Annotated in this window: 14 protein-coding genes; 7 read left to right on the top strand and 7 right to left on the bottom strand. The window is 70.7% G+C overall.

Features of this window, described 5'->3' with window-relative positions; all coding sequences use genetic code 11:
- Window positions 1-23 precede the first annotated feature (23 nt).
- From OG494_RS28180 to OG494_RS28170, 3 genes are all read right to left on the bottom strand, one after another.
- A complete protein-coding gene (locus tag OG494_RS28180; protein ID WP_328443722.1) occupies window positions 24-167 on the bottom strand; it encodes a hypothetical protein in 144 nt (47 codons plus the stop codon).
- A gap of 34 nt (window positions 168-201) precedes the next feature.
- Window positions 202-2,046: a dihydroxy-acid dehydratase gene (ilvD, locus tag OG494_RS28175; RefSeq protein WP_328443720.1), complete on the bottom strand. Its 1,845-nt coding sequence runs from the start codon at window positions 2,044-2,046 to the stop codon at window positions 202-204.
- 103 nt (window positions 2,047-2,149) lie between these two features.
- Window positions 2,150-2,599: a PH domain-containing protein gene (locus OG494_RS28170; RefSeq protein WP_328443718.1), complete on the bottom strand. Its 450-nt coding sequence runs from the start codon at window positions 2,597-2,599 to the stop codon at window positions 2,150-2,152.
- A gap of 425 nt (window positions 2,600-3,024) precedes the next feature.
- Between OG494_RS28170 and OG494_RS28165 the strand changes: the two genes are divergently transcribed.
- From OG494_RS28165 to OG494_RS28150, 4 genes are all read left to right on the top strand, one after another.
- Window positions 3,025-4,821, top strand: coding sequence for an acetolactate synthase large subunit (locus OG494_RS28165; protein WP_247064031.1), 1,797 nt, complete (start codon window positions 3,025-3,027; stop codon window positions 4,819-4,821).
- A gap of 1 nt (window position 4,822) precedes the next feature.
- Window positions 4,823-5,329: an acetolactate synthase small subunit gene (gene ilvN / locus OG494_RS28160; RefSeq protein ID WP_003080760.1), complete on the top strand. Its 507-nt coding sequence runs from the start codon at window positions 4,823-4,825 to the stop codon at window positions 5,327-5,329.
- A gap of 33 nt (window positions 5,330-5,362) precedes the next feature.
- Window positions 5,363-6,376 (top strand): ketol-acid reductoisomerase, encoded by a 1,014-nt coding sequence (ilvC, locus tag OG494_RS28155; protein ID WP_328443706.1) that lies wholly within the window; start codon window positions 5,363-5,365, stop codon window positions 6,374-6,376.
- 131 nt (window positions 6,377-6,507) lie between these two features.
- The gene (locus OG494_RS28150) at window positions 6,508-6,774 is read left to right on the top strand and encodes a DUF397 domain-containing protein (RefSeq protein ID WP_328443704.1); all 267 of its coding nucleotides are present in this window, start codon (window positions 6,508-6,510) and stop codon (window positions 6,772-6,774) included.
- On the opposite strand, the gene OG494_RS28145 is transcribed toward OG494_RS28150, so the two are convergent.
- From OG494_RS28145 to OG494_RS28130, 4 genes are all read right to left on the bottom strand, one after another.
- On the bottom strand, window positions 6,771-7,640 hold the full coding sequence (locus OG494_RS28145) for a nuclear transport factor 2 family protein (RefSeq protein ID WP_328443702.1): 870 nt from the start codon (window positions 7,638-7,640) through the stop codon (window positions 6,771-6,773). The two genes, OG494_RS28150 and OG494_RS28145, sit on opposite strands and share 4 nt — an antisense overlap.
- A 68-nt stretch (window positions 7,641-7,708) precedes the next feature.
- Entirely contained in the window at window positions 7,709-9,046 is a 1,338-nt protein-coding gene (locus OG494_RS28140) for an ankyrin repeat domain-containing protein (RefSeq protein WP_328443700.1), read from the bottom strand.
- Window positions 9,047-9,313: 267 nt separating this feature from the next.
- Complete coding sequence (locus OG494_RS28135) at window positions 9,314-10,126, bottom strand: TIGR03620 family F420-dependent LLM class oxidoreductase (protein ID WP_328443698.1); 813 nt, start codon at window positions 10,124-10,126, stop codon at window positions 9,314-9,316.
- Entirely contained in the window at window positions 10,123-11,022 is a 900-nt protein-coding gene (locus tag OG494_RS28130; RefSeq protein ID WP_328443695.1) for a TIGR03620 family F420-dependent LLM class oxidoreductase, read from the bottom strand. Before OG494_RS28130 ends, OG494_RS28135 begins: the two co-directional genes overlap by 4 nt.
- A gap of 86 nt (window positions 11,023-11,108) precedes the next feature.
- Here OG494_RS28130 and OG494_RS28125 point away from each other — a divergent pair, with 86 nt between their 5' ends.
- The 3 genes from OG494_RS28125 (at window position 11,109) to OG494_RS28115 (ending at window position 17,016) form a co-directional block, all read left to right on the top strand.
- Window positions 11,109-11,672, top strand: coding sequence for a TetR/AcrR family transcriptional regulator (locus OG494_RS28125; protein WP_328443693.1), 564 nt, complete (start codon window positions 11,109-11,111; stop codon window positions 11,670-11,672).
- Window positions 11,673-11,800: 128 nt separating this feature from the next.
- Entirely contained in the window at window positions 11,801-13,405 is a 1,605-nt protein-coding gene (gene serA / locus OG494_RS28120) for a phosphoglycerate dehydrogenase (RefSeq protein WP_328443691.1), read from the top strand.
- 248 nt (window positions 13,406-13,653) lie between these two features.
- On the top strand, window positions 13,654-17,016 hold the full coding sequence (locus OG494_RS28115; protein ID WP_328443689.1) for a S8 family peptidase: 3,363 nt from the start codon (window positions 13,654-13,656) through the stop codon (window positions 17,014-17,016).
- Window positions 17,017-17,127 lie beyond the last annotated feature (111 nt).

The raw sequence follows: 17,127 nt of genomic DNA, 5'->3' as shown, positions 1-17,127 counted from the left end.
TGACGGAACGGGAGCGGCCTTCGTTAGCTCAAGCCAGGCTCCTGCAGGCAGGCGACGTCGACCGTCGACAGCTCCTCGATGCGGCCGTGCAGCGCCTTCACTTCGCGCGCCGCGCGATCCCGCTCTTCCGCGCCGGTCTTGGCCTTCTTGCGCAGGATGGCGATCACGCTCCGCGCCTCCGCCGGCTCGCGCTCGGCGCGGTTACTTGTTCGGGTCGCGGACCGCGCCCGTGTCGGCCGATGTCGCCATGCGGGCGTACGCGCGCAAGGCCGCCGTGATCGGGCGTTCGCGGTCCTTCGGCTGCCACGGGCGCTCGGACGTCTCCATCTTCGACCGGCGCTCCGCCAGGATCTCCGGGTCCACCAGCAGTTCCAGCCGGCGTTCGTGGACGTCCAGCAGGATCCGGTCGCCGTTTTCGACCAACGCGATCAGGCCGCCCGCCGCCGCTTCCGGGGAGATGTGGCCCACCGAGATGCCCGACGAACCTCCGGAGAAGCGGCCGTCGGTGATCAGGGCGCACTTCTTGCCCAGGCCCGAACCCTTGAGGAACGCCGTCGGGTGCAGCATTTCCTGCATGCCCGGGCCGCCCGCGGGACCCTCGTAGCGGATGACCAGGACCTCGCCCGGCTGAATCTCCTTCTTGAGGATCGCCGACACGGCCTCCTCCTGGCTCTCCAGCACCCGCGCCGGGCCTTCGAAGCGCCACAGCTCCTCGTCGATGCCCGCGGACTTGATCACCGCGCCGTTCTCGGCGAGGTTGCCGCGCAGGATCGCCAGGCCGCCGTCCTTCGTGTACGCGTGCTCGACGTCGCGGATGCAGCCACCCGCGGCGTCCGTGTCCAGCGACGACCACCGGTTCGACGTCGAGAACGCCTGTGTCGTGCGGACGCCGCCCGGTGCCGCGTGGAACAGCTCGACCGCGGTGTCGGAAGGCGACGACGCGCGGATGTCCCAGGCGGAAAGCCAGGACTCGATGTCGGGGGAGTGCACCGAGTGGACGCCGGTGTTGAGCAGCCCGCCGCGGTACAGCTCGCCCAGGATCGCCGGGATTCCGCCGGCGCGGTGGACGTCTTCCATGTGGTAGTCGGAGTTCGGCGCCACCTTGGACAGGCAGGGCACCCGGCGGCCGATCGCGTCGATGTCGGCGATCGTGAAGTCGACCTCGCCCTCCTGGGCGGCGGCGAGGATGTGCAGCACCGTGTTCGTCGAGCCGCCCATCGCCATGTCGAGGGCCATCGCGTTTTCGAACGCCGCCTTCGACGCGATCGAGCGCGGCAGCGCAGAGTCGTCGTCCTGCTCGTACCAGCGCTTGCAGAGCTCGACGACCGTCCGGCCGGCTTCCTCGAACAGCGCGCGACGCGCGGCGTGCGTGGCCAGCGTCGAGCCGTTGCCCGGCAGGGACAAGCCCAGGGCCTCGGTGAGGCAGTTCATCGAGTTCGCCGTGAACATGCCGGAGCACGAACCACACGTCGGGCACGCGGAACGCTCGACGATGTCGAGGCCTTCCTCGTCCACCTCGGGGCTCGCCGACGCGGCGATCGCGGTGATCAGGTCGGTCGGGGCCTGCGCGACGCCGCCCACGACCACGGCCTTGCCGGCCTCCATCGGCCCGCCGGAGACGAACACGACCGGGATGTTCAGCCGCATCGCGGCGTTGAGCATGCCCGGGGTGATCTTGTCGCAGTTGGAGATGCAGACGAGCGCGTCGGCCTGGTGCGCGTTGACCATGTACTCGACCGAGTCGGCGATGATCTCGCGCGAGGGCAGCGAGTAGAGCATCCCGGAGTGGCCCATCGCGATGCCGTCGTCGACGGCGATCGTGTGGAACTCGCGCGCGACGCCGCCGGCTTCCTTGACCGCGCCGGCGACGATCTCGCCGAGGTCCTTGAGGTGCACGTGGCCGGGCACGAACTGCGTGTAGGAGTTGGCGATCGCGACGATCGGCTTGCCGAAGTCGCTGTCGGTCATGCCGGTGGCGCGCCAGAGCGAGCGCGCGCCCGCCGCGTTGCGGCCGTGGGTGGTGGTCCGGGAACGGAGAGGCGGCACGGCGAACTCCCAGGTCGGATGGTGGCCAGGCGGAGGTTCGGGACGCTCCGGCGAAACTGGTCCTACCAATTTAGACCTTCACGAGGCCGCTTCGCCGCCGGGGTTACTCGCTGGGTGACGTCTCGGGCTTCGCGGGCTCGACGTCCTGGGTGTCCAGCAGCCCGCTCGGGTCGGCGACGAGACCTTCGCTGACCAGCGACAGCACCGGCAGGTGGCGGGTCCGCACGGTCGGCAGCGGCACCTTCGTGTCGTCGGTCAGCACCGCCTGGACGCGGGCCCGCTTGGTGATCGCCAGGCCCTTCAACGCCGACCACGGCACGTCGCGATGGCCGAACATCGTGCGCGTCGCCAGGCCCTTGCGGGTCGCGACGGTGCGGGTGCGGATCACGAACACCGCCAGCGCGATCGGGAAGACGTAGAGCCACTGCAGGTACGGGATCTCCCCGAGGGCGATCGGCGTCACGCAGATCGTCAGGAGCGCGATCGCCATGAACGACGTGCGGGGGATGCGGAAGACGGCCTTCCGGCCTTCGTCCTGCTCTTTTTCGGCCACGCCGAAATGGTGCACCGCCCGGCGCGAGCACCGGGAACCGGGTCCGCGCGGACGTGACACGCGCCGCGCCGGTGTCCACCATGCGGACTCACCGTCCCGCAGAGTTGACACCTGAGAGACCTTCGGACTAGCGTCAGCGTCGTGACACCGCTGACCGGCCTCGTACTTCCCAAGCGCGTCGACGCTTAGGGAAGTCTTTCCGCTGCGTCGACGCGCGACCCTCGTGCGACCTTACGGTCGGCGAGGGTTTTTTGTTGCCCGAGGGAAGCGATTCCCGGCCCCACCGCACAAAACCGACCCGAACGAGTGACACCGAGACCCACGAGGCAGAACCGATGACCAGTGCCACAAACCCGACGAAGCCGGGCCCGGCGCCCGGCGCGCCAGGAGCACGTCCGAAGCCGGCGCCGCCGGCGGGAACCCCGGTGCGCGTCACCGGCGCGCAGTCGCTCGTGCGCTCGCTCGAGGCGGTCGGCGCCGAGGTGGTCTTCGGGATTCCGGGCGGCACCATCCTGCCCGCCTACGACCCGCTGCTGGACTCCACGAAGGTCCGCCACATCCTGGTCCGCCACGAGCAGGGCGCGGGCCACGCGGCCACCGGCTACGCGCAGGCCACCGGCAAGGTCGGCGTCTGCATGGCCACCTCCGGTCCCGGCGCGACCAACCTGGTCACCCCGCTGGCCGACGCGAACATGGACTCCGTCCCGGTCGTGGCCATCACCGGCCAGCAGAGCCGGGCGCTGATCGGCACCGACGCGTTCCAGGAAGCCGACATCTGCGGCATCACCATGCCGATCACCAAGCACAACTTCCTCGTCACGGACCCCGCGGACATCCCACGGACCATCGCCGAGGCGTTCCACCTGGCGTCGACGGGCCGACCCGGCCCGGTCCTGGTGGACATCCCCAAGGACGTGCTGCAGGAGATGACCTCGTTCTCCTGGCCGACCGAGCTGCGGCTCCCGGGTTACCGCCCGACGCTGCGCCCGCACGGCAAGCAGGTCCGCGAAGCCGCGAAGCTCGTCGCGAAGTCACGCCGCCCGGTGCTGTACGTCGGTGGCGGCGTGATCAAGGCGGAAGCACACGAGCAGCTGAAGCAGCTCGCCGAGCTGACCGGCATCCCCGTCGTCACCACGTTGATGGCGCGCGGCGCGTTCCCCGACTCGCACCCGCAGCACCTCGGCATGCCGGGGATGCACGGCACGGTCGCCGCGGTCGCCGCGATGCAGCGCGCCGACCTGCTGATCGCGCTCGGCGCCCGCTTCGACGACCGCGTCACCGGCCAGTTGTCGTCGTTCGCGCCGGACGCCGCGATCGTGCACGCCGACATCGACCCGGCCGAGATCTCCAAGAACCGCAAGGCGGACGTCCCGATCGTGGGCGACTGCAAGGAGATCATCGGCGAGCTGATCACGGCCGTGCAGACCGAATTCGACCACGGCGGCAAGCCCGACCTCACCGACTGGTGGACCCAGGCCGACGGCTGGCGCAAGAACTACCCGGCCGGTTACGAGTGGCCGGACGACGGCTCGCTGTCGCCGCAGTACGTCATCGAGCGGATCGGCCAGATCGTCGGCCCGGACGCGGTGTACGCCGCCGGTGTCGGCCAGCACCAGATGTGGGCCGCGCAGTTCGTCAAGTACGAGAACCCGCGCACCTGGATCAACTCCGGCGGCCTCGGCACCATGGGGTACGCGGTGCCGGCGGCGATGGGCGCGCAGTTCGGCGTCCCCGGCACCCAGGTGTGGGCGATCGACGGCGACGGCTGCTTCCAGATGACCAACCAGGAGCTGGCCACCTGCGCCATCGAGGGCGCGCCGATCAAGGTCGCCGTCATCAACAACGGCAACCTGGGCATGGTCCGGCAGTGGCAGAACCTCTTCTACTCGGAGCGGTACTCCAACACCGACCTCGGCACGCACAAGCACCGCATCCCGGACTTCGTGCTGCTCGCCGAGGCGCTGGGCTGCGCCGGGCTGCGCTGCGAGACGAAGGAAGACGTCGACGCCACCATCCGCCGCGCGATGGAGATCAACGACCGCCCCGTCGTGATCGACTTCGTCGTGGGGAAGGATGCCCAGGTGTGGCCGATGGTCGCGGCCGGGACCGGCAACGACGAGATCATGGCGGTCCGGGGCATCCGGCCGCTGTTCGACGACGACGAGGTTTCGGTGGAGACGACCGAGGCCGCCGCGGAAGCCGCTGGGGAGGGTGAGCGCTGAGATGAGCGTCCACACGCTGAGTGTCCTGGTCGAGAACAAGCCGGGTGTGCTCGCGCGCGTCTCCGGCCTGTTCTCCCGCCGCGGGTTCAACATCGAGTCCCTCGCCGTCGGGCCCACGGAGAACCCCGAGGTGTCCCGCATGACGATCGTGGTCGCCGTCGAAGAGCTACCGCTCGAGCAGGTGACCAAGCAGCTCAACAAACTGGTCAATGTGATCAAAATAGTCGAGCTGGAGCAGTCGACCGCCGTGCAGCGCGAACTGCTGCTGGTCAAGGTGCGCGCCGACAACACCGTGCGCAGCCAGGTCCTCGAAACCGTCCAGCTCTTCCGGGCCAAGGTGGTCGACGTCTCCCCGGAGGCGCTCACCGTCGAAGCCACCGGGACGTCCGACAAGATCGGTGCGCTGCTGCGGATGCTGGAGCCGTATGGCATCCGCGAGCTGGTGCAGTCAGGCATGGTCGCGGTGGGGCGGGGCGCCCGTTCCATCACCGCCACATCACCGCGTTAAAGAAGTAAGTCTCGAAAGGAAGCAGTAACCCCCATGGCAGTGGAAATTTTCTACGACGACGACGCCGACCTCTCGATCATCCAGGGGCGCAAGGTCGCTGTCATCGGCTACGGCAGCCAGGGCCACGCCCACTCGCTGAGCCTGCGCGACTCCGGCGTCGACGTCCGCATCGGCCTGCCCGAGGGGTCCAAGTCGCGGGCGAAGGCCGAGGAGCAGGGCCTGCGCGTGCTCACCCCGGCCGAGGCGTCGGCCGAAGCCGACCTGATCATGATCCTGGCGCCGGACACCAAGCAGCGCCACATCTACGAGCAGGACATCGCGCCGAACCTCAAGGACGGCGACGCGATCTTCTTCGGGCACGGCTTCAACATCCGCTACGACCTGATCAAGCCGCCGGCCAACGTCGACGTCGCGATGGTCGCCCCGAAGGGCCCGGGCCACCTCGTCCGCCGCCAGTTCGTCGACGGCAAGGGCGTCCCGGCGCTCATCGCCGTCGAGCAGGACGCCTCCGGCAACGCCCAGGCGCTCGCCCTCTCCTACGCGGCCGCCATCGGTGGCGCCCGCGCCGGTGTCATCAAGACGACCTTCACCGAGGAGACCGAGACCGACCTCTTCGGCGAGCAGGCCGTGCTCTGCGGTGGCGCGTCCGCGCTGGTGCAGACCGGTTTCGAGGTGCTCACCGAGGCCGGTTACGCCCCGGAGATCGCCTACTTCGAGGTGCTGCACGAGCTGAAGCTGATCGTCGACCTGATGTACGAGGGCGGCATCGCGCGCCAGCGTTACTCGATCTCCGACACCGCCGAGTACGGCGACCTGACCCGCGGCCCGCGCGTCATCTCGCCGGCGGTCAAGGAAGAGATGAAGAAGATCCTCGGCGAGATCCAGGACGGCACGTTCGCCCGCGAATGGGTCGCCGAGGACGAGGCCGGCCGGCCGAACTTCACCAAGCTCGAGGAGCAGGGCAACCAGCACCCGATCGAGGCGACCGGCAAGAAGCTGCGCGACCTGATGTCGTGGGTGGACCGGCCGATCACCGAGACCGCCTGAGTTTCCGGCAAGTTTCGCGTAGGTCCGTGAAGGCCTCCTCACCGGCGCAAGCTGCCGGTGAGGAGGCCTTCACTGCGCTCCGGGGTAAGGGGAGCGGTTTCGTTCGGTGCCCGGGTGGTTACGCTGGTGGTATGAGTGAGCAGCCGGTCGACGACAAGGCGCACATCCGGCACCACCTGGACTTCACCGAGGCCGAGTGGATCCGGGCCGAGCCCGAGGGGGTCACGCTCGACGAGGTCGCCGAGTACGCGTTCATCCCGCACACCGACGGCGTTACGTACGTCGCGATGCGGAAGTCGACGGAACCGGACGGCACGGTCCTCGTCTTCACGCCCGCGGAGTGGGACGCGTTCGTGAAGGGTGTCCGCGACGGCGAGTTCGACTTCCCCGGCGCCTAGGAACCCAGGCGGGCGGCCAACGCGGGGATCGTCCCGGTGTCACCCGCGACGGCGAGGTGGTCGCCGTAGTCGCGGGACTCGACGATCAGGCCGTCGCGGATCCGCATCACGAAGATGTTCGCGATCCGCACCGGGCGGCCGCCGTGCTCGCCCTGGTAGGCGAACTCGCCGATCAGCACCTCCGGGTCGGTGGTCTGGTAGGTGACCAGGTCCGCGACCGAAAAGCCGGGGTTGAGCGCCTTCCCGGCCTCGAAGTGCGCGCGCAGCTCGTCGCGGGTCCGCACCACACCCGAGCCCGGCAGGAACGGGTGCGTCACGTGGGTTTTCTCGGCGTACAGCTCTGGCAGCTCGTCCCACCGCGCGCCCGCGACGCCGAACACGAGCCGCTCGAACACAGTGGCCGTGCTCTCCGGGGTGACCGGCGAGAGTTCGCGTGGCGGCGCCTGTTCGTAGGCCCTCGGCAGCTGTTCGACGCCGTCGCGGATCGCGGCGAGCCGCAGGTAGTCGTGGTAGTCGCGGGATCCGACGATCAGGCCGTCGCGGATCCGCAGGACCTGGATGTTGGCCGTGACGTCGGTCTTGCCGGTCTCGACCGACTCGGCGTCGTAGTCGTATTCGGCGACGATCACCTCGGGGTCGGTGGTCGCGTGGACGACGACGTTCTTGCGCTTGAGCCGGACCATCCCGGCGAGCGTGCCGGCGAACCGCTCGTGGACCGCCGCGCGGCCGGTGAGGCGGGTCGGCCGCGGCACGGCCTGGGGATGTTCGACGACGGTGTCCTCGGCGTAGAGCGCGGAAAGCTCGCCGAACCGTCCTTCGGAGATGCCGTCGGACAGCGCGGCGAACACGTCGCGGGGTGTGGTCACAAATCCTCCCAGGGATAAAACGGAGTCTGTAGTCCGTCTCGACGATACGGACTACAGACTCCGGTTGTCTACAGGTCGGCCAGCAGCTCCTTCGCGGCCGGCTGGTCGCAGTGCTCGGCCCAGGACTCCGGCGTGCTGTCGAAGAGCGCGTCCCGCGCGGTGAGGTCGGCGCCGCCTTCGACGAGCACCCGGATCACGTCGAGGTGCCCGGACTGCGCCGCCAGGTGCAGGGCGGTGGCGCCTTCACCGTGGTTCGGCCCGCCGAACGTGCCCGCGTGGTTCACGTCGGCGCCGAGGTCGAGCAGCGTCCGGACCGCCGCGAGCTTGCCGGACGCGGCCGCCCAGGTCAGGGCCGTGCCGCGGTAGACGTCGGCGTCGAGGCGGGCGCCGCGCGCGACGAGCGTGCGCAGGGCGTCGGCGCGGTCGTTGCGGGCCGCCCAGGCCAGGGCCTCGTCGCGGACCTCCGCCGGGTCGTCGCCCGGGCGCCAGGCCGGGAAGCCGCTGTGCGGGCGGTAGAACCCGCGATGGGCGCCGGCCGCCGCGGCCGGCGTCCCGTCCGGTTTCAGCAGCTCGTCGAGGAGCGCGGCGTGGCCGAGCCCGGCCGCGACGCGCAGGTTGCCGGGGGCGAGATCCCGCGCCGCCAGCTTCTCCGCCGCCTCGCGGTGTCCCCAGAACAAGGCGACGACCAGGGGAGTGCCGCCGTCTCCGCGCGCGGAGACGGCGACCGGCGCGCCCGCGTCGAGCAGGAGGTCGACGAGCCGCGCTTGGTTGCTGTAAGTGGCTTGGTGCAGCGGCGTCCAGCCGTGGACGTTGCCGCGCGCCGGGTCCGCGCCGTGGTCCAGCAGGACCCGGCTGAGCCGCTCGTCGCCGGTCGCGCCGGCCATGCCGAGCAGGTCGTTGCCGTTGGTGCCGCGGGCGGTGACGAGCCCGGGGAACCCGGCGAGCAGTGTTGCCAGCGCGCCGGGATCCCGCGCCTCGACCGCGCGGTACGCCCGGGCGAACGGCTCACCACTGTCCACAAGCGACTTGATGTGCTCCCGAAGTGCCTTCCAGGAAACGAAACCGTGCTCGCGGGCGACGACCGCGCGGGCGCCGTCCCGGGTGAACGGCTGGTTCCAGCGGTCGAACGGCTCCCGCGCCCCGGGCGTCTCGTCTTCGGCGGACGCGAGCAGGCCGAGCGCGCGCCCGGCGTAGTAGTGGACGTCCTGGTGGTACGGGTGCTGCAGGGTTTCGCCGTGCTCGGCGACGCGCCGGACGTACGCCTGCAGCTTCGGCCAGCTCGGGAAACCGTGCTCCCGGGCGATCCGGAACTGCGCCTCGGACAGCTTCACGGCTTCGGCGCGCGCGAGGTCCTTCGCGCGCTTTCGGAGCTGGTCCAGGCTGGGGTTGGCGGGCAAGGTGCCCATGGTGCCTTCCTTCCCTCGTCGCCCGTGGTCCGCCGGCACCGGGCAGGAAAGAAGGTGCGGAGCTGGTGGTGCGGTGCTGCGGGGGTGGGCTCGGCCCTTTCCGCGGACGGGACGCGGCCCTCACCGCGTCCCGCCAGCGTACCTCGGCGTGATGGAAGGGTCGACACGCGTGATGGGAGGGTCGACACGGCGAAAGGGGACACTCCGTGCCGTGTCGTCGCTTCGATCAAGCGTGTCGACTCCCAGTCACGCGAGTCGGCCCTGTGATCACGGGAGGAGGTCGGCCAATCTGCGGTAGGAGTCCTTGGTGCGGGCCAGGACCTGGACGCAGACGTGATCGGCGCCGGCGTCGAGGTGGGCCCGGATCCGGTCCGCCACCTGCTGCCCGCCGACCGCGACGAGGGTGCCGACCAGGCGGTCGCTGCCGCCGTCGGCCAGGTCCTCGTCGGTGAAGCCGAGCCGGCGGAGGTTCGCCCGGTGGTGCGCGGCGAGCTTCACGTACCCGGCGACGTGCTCGCGGGCCACCTCCCACGAGCCGTCCAGGACCACCGCCTGCTCGACGGCCAGGTACTTGCCCGGGCCGAGCCGCTCCCGGGCCAGCGCCGTGTGCTCCGGCGGGACGAAGTACGGGTGGGCGCCGTCCGCCCGCTCGGCCGACAGGTCGAGAGCACGAGGGCCGAGCGCCGCGAGCAGCCTGAGTGGCCGGGGAGACGGCTGCGGTTGCCCGGGCAGCTCGGCCGCGTCCATGCCGTCCAGGTAGTCGCGGATCGCGGCCAGCGGCCGCGCTCCCGGGCGGTGCCCGCCGATGCCCGCGATGAACCGGCCTGGATAAGCCTCGCCCAGCGCCCTGATGGCCCCTTCCGCGGCGAGCGGGGAACGCTGGTCGAAGCGGGCGATCCCGGTGGCCACCACGAGTTCCGACGTCGCCGCGAGCAGCAGCGCCGCCTGGGTGAACGCCTCCCGCCCGGCGTACTCGCCGAACCACAGCTGCGTGAAGCCCAGCTCTTCGACCTCGGTGGCGGTCCGCCGCAGCTCGTCGATCGGGTCGCCGTCGAAGAACTGCCAGATCCCGACGCTCATCGGAGCACCGCCGGGGCCAGTTCGGCCAGGATGTCCACAGTGGAGTCGAACGTGGCCGCGGCCGGCGTCAGCAGCACGTGGTCCGCGCCCGCGTCGAGCAGCTCGTCCAGGCGTTTCGCGATGGTTCCCGCGTCACCCCACAAAACGAGGTCGTCGACGAACCGGTCGCTCGGGCCGGAGATGTCGGCATCGCTGTAGCCGAGCCGTTTCCAGCCCGAGAGATACGCCTTGACGTGGTGCTCACGCGAGAGCGCCACCCGCTTCCGGACGCTTTCGCGGGCGTCCTCACGGGTGCCGAGCAGCACCGTCTGCTGCGGGATCAGCAGCTTGTCCGGCCCGAGGATCTCCCGGGCGTACGGCGTGTGGCCGACCGGCTGGGCGAACGGGTGCGCGCCGTCGGCGTGGTCGCGCGACAGTTCCAGCATCTTCGGCCCGACGGCGGCCAGCACGCGCGGAAACGCCACCGGTGAAGGGTTTTCCGCGGCAATGGCGTCCATTTCGGACAGATAGGCGCGCATCCGGTCGAGTGGCCGGTACTCCTCGCCGGCCTTCGCCGCCTGAAACGCGTGCCCGACGCCGACGCCGAGCACGAACCGGCCGGGGTGCGCTTGGGCCAGGGTGGCGCCGCCCTTCTCGGCGGTCACCCCGGGCCGGGCCCAGAGGTTGGCGATGCCGGTGCCGAGCACGACGTCCGGCACCGACGCGAGCAGGTCGCCGAAGTGGGCGAACACCTCGCGCGAGCCGGGACCTTCACCGCTCCAGACCGAGCGGTAGCCGAGCTCGGCGAGCCGGCGGGTGGCCGCGCGCTCGACGTCCGGCGGCGGGGCCAGCGGGGCACTCGGCAGCCAGGCGCCGATGGCGCCGAGCCGGGCCCGGGTTTCTTCGATCAGGGTCATCCTCGTCCCTCCAGTAATATGAGGCTGCCTCCGGTTAATATACGGAGGCAGCCTCCGATTGGCTACCCGGTAAGCTCGGAAGGGCGATGACCGAAGTCAAGCCGATGCGCGCGGACGCCCGCCGCAACTACGAACGCCTCCTGGAGGAGGCGCAGCGCGCCTTCGCCGAACACGGCGTCGAGGCGTCGCTGGAGGACATCGCCCGCCGGGCCGGCGTCGGCATCGGCACGCTCTACCGGCACTTCCCGACCCGGGACGCCCTGCTCGAGACGCTGCTGCGGGCCCGGTTCGACGGCCAGGCCGAGCGGGCCCGCGAGCTGCTCACCGACCCGGCGCCCCTTGACGCGCTGCAGGCGTGGCTGCTCGGGCTCGGCGACACCACCGGCACCTTCCGAGGCTTGGCCGAGCTGACGGCCGACGCGCTCAACGACGAGACGTCCTGCTTGTACGCTTCGTGTCACGCCATGCGGGACGCGGCGTCCCAGCTGGTGGAACGCGCGAAGGCGGCGGGGGAGCTGCGCGCGGACGTCACCACGCACGAACTGCTTCTGTTGCTGCACGCGGCATCCTGGGCGGGGCCGCACCTGCCCGGCGACGCGGGCATGCAGCGCCTGCTGGCTCTTGTTTTCGAGGGATTACGAGCGAGTTAACACCGTGGGAAGCCAGGACGTGCTCCTGCGCGTTAAACTCCCGCTCGACTGCCGCACAACGACGTGCTGAGACCGTCTGTCGACACATATGAACGTCCTGGAAGTGACCAGATAGTGGGAGCAGCATCGTGAGCAAGCCCAGTCTCCAACGTCCAGTTGTCCTCATCGCGGAGAAGCTCGCCCCCTCCGTGCTGAGTGTGTTCGGTGACGAGGTGGAGGTCCGGCACGTCGACGGTACGGACCGATCCGCGCTGCTGGAGGCGGTGAAGAGCGCCGACGCGCTCCTGGTCCGGTCCGCCACCAAGGTCGACGCCGAGGTCTTCGCCGCCACGACCCAGCTCAAGGTCGTCGCCCGGGCCGGGGTCGGCCTGGACAACGTCGAGGTGCCCGCCGCCACCGAGCGCGGCGTCCTCGTCGTGAACGCCCCGACGTCCAACATCGTCTCCGCCGCCGAGCACGCCGTGGCGCTGCTGCTGGCCGTCGCGCGCCGCATCCCGGCCGCCGACCAGAGCCTGCGCGGCGGCGAGTGGAAGCGCAGCTCGTTCTCCGGTGTCGAGCTGCAGGGCAAGACCGTCGGTGTCGTGGGCCTCGGCAAGATCGGCCAGCTGTTCGCGCAGCGTCTCGCCGCTTTCGACGCGAAGCTCATCGCGTACGACCCGTACGTCTCGGCCGCGCGCGCCGCGCAGCTGGGCATCGAGCTCGTCACCCTCGACGAGCTGCTGACCCGCGCCGACGCCATCTCCATCCACCTGCCGAAGACGCCGGAGACCAAGGGCCTCATCGACGCCGAGGCGCTGAAGAAGACCAAGCCGGGCGTCATCATCGTGAACGCCGCCCGCGGCGGGCTGATCGTCGAGCAGGACCTGGCCGACGCGCTGCGCTCGGGCCACGTCGGCGGCGCCGGCGTCGACGTCTTCGTCACCGAGCCGACCACGTCCAGCCCGCTGTTCGAGCTGGAGAACGTCGTCGTCACCCCGCACCTGGGCGCCTCCACCGCCGAGGCGCAGGACCGCGCGGGCACCGACGTCGCGAAGTCGACGCTGCTGGCCCTGCGCGGCGACTTCGTGCCGGACGCGGTGAACGTCTCCGGCGGCGGCGCGGTCGGCGAGCACGTGCGCCCGTACCTGTCGCTGGTGCAGAAGCTCGGCACGCTGCTCACCGCGCTCAACCCGAAGGCGCCGACGTCGGTCGAGGTCGTCGTCAAGGGCGAGCTGTCGGCCGAGGACACCTCGGTGCTGCAGCTGGCCGCCCTGCGCGGGGTGTTCACCGGCGTGGTCGAGGACCAGGTCACGTTCGTCAACGCGCCGCAGCTCGCGGAGAAGCTCGGCGTCCAGGTGCAGCTGACCACGGAGTCGGAGAGCCCGAAGTTCCGCAACCTGGTCACCCTGCGCGCGGTGCACGCCGACGGCGCGACGCTGACCGTGTCCGGCTCGGTCACCGGCAAGGACGAGGCCGAGAAGCTCGTCGAGGTCAACGGCCGCGGGTTCGACCTGCGCGCCGAGGGCACCGTGCTGCTGGTCGAGTACCCGGACCGCCCGGGCGTGATGGGCCGCGTCGGCACGCTGCTCGGCGAAGCCGGCATCAACATCGAGGCCGCGCAGATCAGCCAGACCACCGACGGCTCCGACGCCGTGATGCTGCTGCGCGTCGACCGCCACATCGACGCGCACCTGCTGGAGCCGATCGGCGCCGCGGTGGGTGCGCACACGATCCGCGCCGTCGACTTCAACTGACGTTCCGCGCTTTTCGAAGGCCCCCTCGTCGTTCCGGCGAGGGGGCCTTCGTGTGTCCGGAGTGGGCAATCACATTCACATAACGGACTTCTTTGCCTACCTAAGTAGGTGTTTTGGGGCATTAGGTTCTCCCCGCGAGGTTGAACCACGCGTCGTCGAGGGCACGGCGCGGTTGCCGTGCTTCACCGTCGGGGGTGCCAGGAGCGGCAGGCAGGTTCGGGTCCAGACCTCGAGTAAGGGGCCCACTCATGAGCAGATCCCGCTTACCCGCGCGAGCCATGACGGCGGCGTTCGCCGTCGTGCTGGTCGCCGCGCTCGGGGCGCCGGTCGCGACCGCGGCCGAGGCACCGCTCGCCGACGGCGTCACGCCGGCGAAGATCGACGACGCCAAGCTGCAGGGCAAGGTCGCGCCGCGCCTGGCCGCCGCGCAGGGCCGCGTCACCGCGTTCGTCGAGCTGGCCAAGAAGCCCGCCGTCGACGCGTTCACCGCGGCCCGGCCGCAGGGCAAGGACCAGGCGAAGCGGGCCGCCCGCGCCGCGAAGGACGACACCGCCGCCGCGGTGACCTCCGTGCTCGGCCAGCTGCGCTCGGCCGACGCCAAGCCGCAGGTCGTCACCCAGACCGCCAACGCCGTTCCCGGCGTGGTCGTCACCGCCGACGCCGCGAAGCTGCGTGAAGTCGCGAAGCGCGCGGACGTCGTCTCGGTGCGGACGGTCGTGCCGAAGACCCGCACCAACGCCAGCGCCGAGCAGCTGACCAACACGCTCGCCGCGTGGCAGCAGACCGGCAAGTTCGGCGACGGCGTCCGCGTCGGCGTCATCGACGACGGCATCGACTACACCCACGCCGACTTCGGCGGCCCCGGCACGCAGGCGGCCTACAAGAGCGTCGACAGCACCAAGCCGACCCCGCTGTTCCCGAGCGCGAAGGTGGTCGGCGGCACCGACCTCGTCGGCAACGACTACGACGCCGCGACGCCCGGCAAGACCACCCCGGCGCCGGACCCGAACCCGCTGGCCTGCGGTGAGCACGGCACGCACGTCGCCGGCACCATCGGCGGCTTCGGCGTCACCGCCGACGGCAAGACCTTCAAGGGCGACTACAAGAAGCTCGACGCCAAGAAGGTCGACGCGATGCAGATCGGCCCGGGCACGGCGCCGAAATCGCTGCTCTACGCCATCAAGGTGTTCGGCTGCGAAGGCTCGACCAACGTGACCTCGCAGGCGCTGGACTGGGCGCTCGACCCGGACGGCGACGGCGACTTCACCGACCACCTCGACATCGTCAACCTGTCGCTCGGCTCCGACTTCGGCGCGCCGGACGACCCGGACTCGCTGTTCGTGCGCAAGCTCGCCGCGAACAACGTGCTCCCGGTGATCTCCGCGGGCAACGGCGGCGACATCAACGACATCGCCGGCTCCCCGGGCAACACGCCCGAGGCGCTCACCGTGGCCAGCACGCGGGACGCGGGTGTCCTGCGCGACGCCGCCGACGTCACCGCGCCCAGCGCGGTCAAGGGCCCGAAGACCGGTCAGTACAGCCAGAGCTACACCGGCTACGACACGCTGAACCTGACGGCCCCGGTCGTCGCACTGGCGGGCGCGAACAACGCGGGCTGCGCGGCGTACTCCGCGGCGGACAAGGCGAAGGCGGCCGGCAAGTTCGTCTGGCTGGAGTGGGACGACAACGACTCGACCCGCGCGTGCGGTTCGGCCGTCCGGGCGAACAACGCCCAGGCCGCCGGCGCCAAGGGCGTGCTCCTGTCGTCCACTTTGGAGCACTTCAGCGCGGGCATCGCGGGCAACGCGGCGATCCCGATGTTCCAGTTCACCGGCTCCGCGACCGCGCCGCTGCGCGCGTCGCTGACCGCGGGCACGCTGCAGGTGCGCCTCTACGGCACCGGTCGCGCGTCGATCCAGACCTACGACAAGAAGATCGTCGACACCCCGAGCTCGTTCACCTCGCGCGGCACCCGCGGCCCGGCGCTCAAGCCGGACGTGGCCGCCCCCGGTGACACGATCACCTCGGCGTTCCGCGGCAGCGGCAACGGCCGGACCGTGCTGTCCGGCACGTCGATGGCCGCCCCGCACACCACGGGCATCACGGCGCTGGTCCGCCAGTCCCACCCGGACTGGTCGGTCGAGGAGGTCAAGGCCTCGGTCATCGACACCGCCGGCCACGACGTCACCGACGGCTCGGGCCACACCTTCGCGCCGCAGCGCGTCGGCAGCGGCCGGATCGACGCCAAGGCGGCGCTGGACAACCAGGTGCTCGCCTACGTCCAGGACGACCCGGGCGCGGTCAGCGTCAGCTTCGGGACGGTCGAAGCCGGTGGCCCGGTGACGCTGTCGAAGACGATCAAGCTGGTCAACAAGGGTGTCACGCCGGTCGAGTACTCGGTGGCCTACCAGGCGGTCAACGCGCTGCCGGGCGTCGAGTACACAGTGGACACGCCGTCGGTGAAGCTCTCGCCGCGCGGCACCGCCAAGGTCAAGGTGACGCTGAAGATCACCGACCCGAAGGCCCTGCGCAAGGTGATGGACCCGACCATGCAGGCCGTCCAGGCCGGGCTCGCCCGGCAGTTCGTCGCGGACGCCTCCGGCCGCGTCGCCTTCACCCCGAAGAGCGGGGCGAAGGTGCCGCTGCGGGTTTCGGTCTACGCGGCGCCGAAGCCGGTCTCGGCGATTTCGACGCCGGCGTCGGTCAAGTTCGCCCCGGACGCCACCCAGGCCGTGCTGAACCTGACCGGTCGCGGTGTGGACCAGGGAACGGGCGCGCAGCGCTACCGCTCGCTGATCAGCGTGCTCGAGCTGCAGGCGGAGTCCCCGCAGCTGGCCGAGTGCGACGCGGACGTGATCACCGACTGCACGGTGAACCGGACCGCTAAGGGCGGCGACCTCCGCTACATCGGCGCGGCTTCCACCGCGCCGCTGGCGAAGGCGCAGGGTGAGCCGGAGAACGCGATCCTCGCGTTCGGCCTGTCCACCTGGAGCGACTGGGCGAACATCGGCAGCAACACGTCGCCGTTCGTCGACATCGACACGACCGGGGACGGCACGCCGGACTTCGAGACCTACGTGACCAAGGCGACGGCGACCGACGTCCTGATCGCGGTCACGGTCGCGCTGACCCCGGGCTTCCCGACCGTCGACATCCAGGCCGTCAACGGGCAGCTCGGCGACGTCGACACCAACGTGTTCGACACCAACGTGATCACGTTGCCGGTTTCGCTGGCCGCGCTGGGCATCGACGCGACCGCCGACACCCACCGCATCTCCTACACGGTGGGCGTCAGCGGCTACTACGTCGCTCCGGGCACGACGAACGGGCTGATCGACTACGTCGGCACGCCGCTGTCGTTCGACGCGCTCGCGCCGGGCTACTCGGTCCAGGGTGGCGGCGACGCCGCGCTGGGCTACGTCGCGAAGCCGGGTACGGCGCTGGTCGTCACCCGGAACGCGGCGTCGGCCGCGGCCGACAACGCGCTCGGGCTGCTCGCCATCGAGCACCACAACGCCGCGGGGAACCGGGCGAACGTGGTCAAGGTGGATGCGGCCCAGGGTGCCCGGCCGGGGAATGACCGTCAGCCGATCGGGGCGGGCCGCTCGTAGCGGGTCGGAAGATCGATCTGTGCAGGTTCAGGGGCGTCTCCGGCGGGTATCCGCCGGGGGCGCCCCACTGTTATTCACCCAATCGGGTGTCTCACCCTGCGGGAGGATGCG

The organism is Amycolatopsis sp. NBC_00438, from assembly GCF_036026695.1.
Classification (GTDB): domain Bacteria; phylum Actinomycetota; class Actinomycetes; order Mycobacteriales; family Pseudonocardiaceae; genus Amycolatopsis.
The sequence above is the reverse complement of the archived record's forward strand: the minus strand, read 5'-3'. Positions and strand labels throughout refer to the sequence as shown.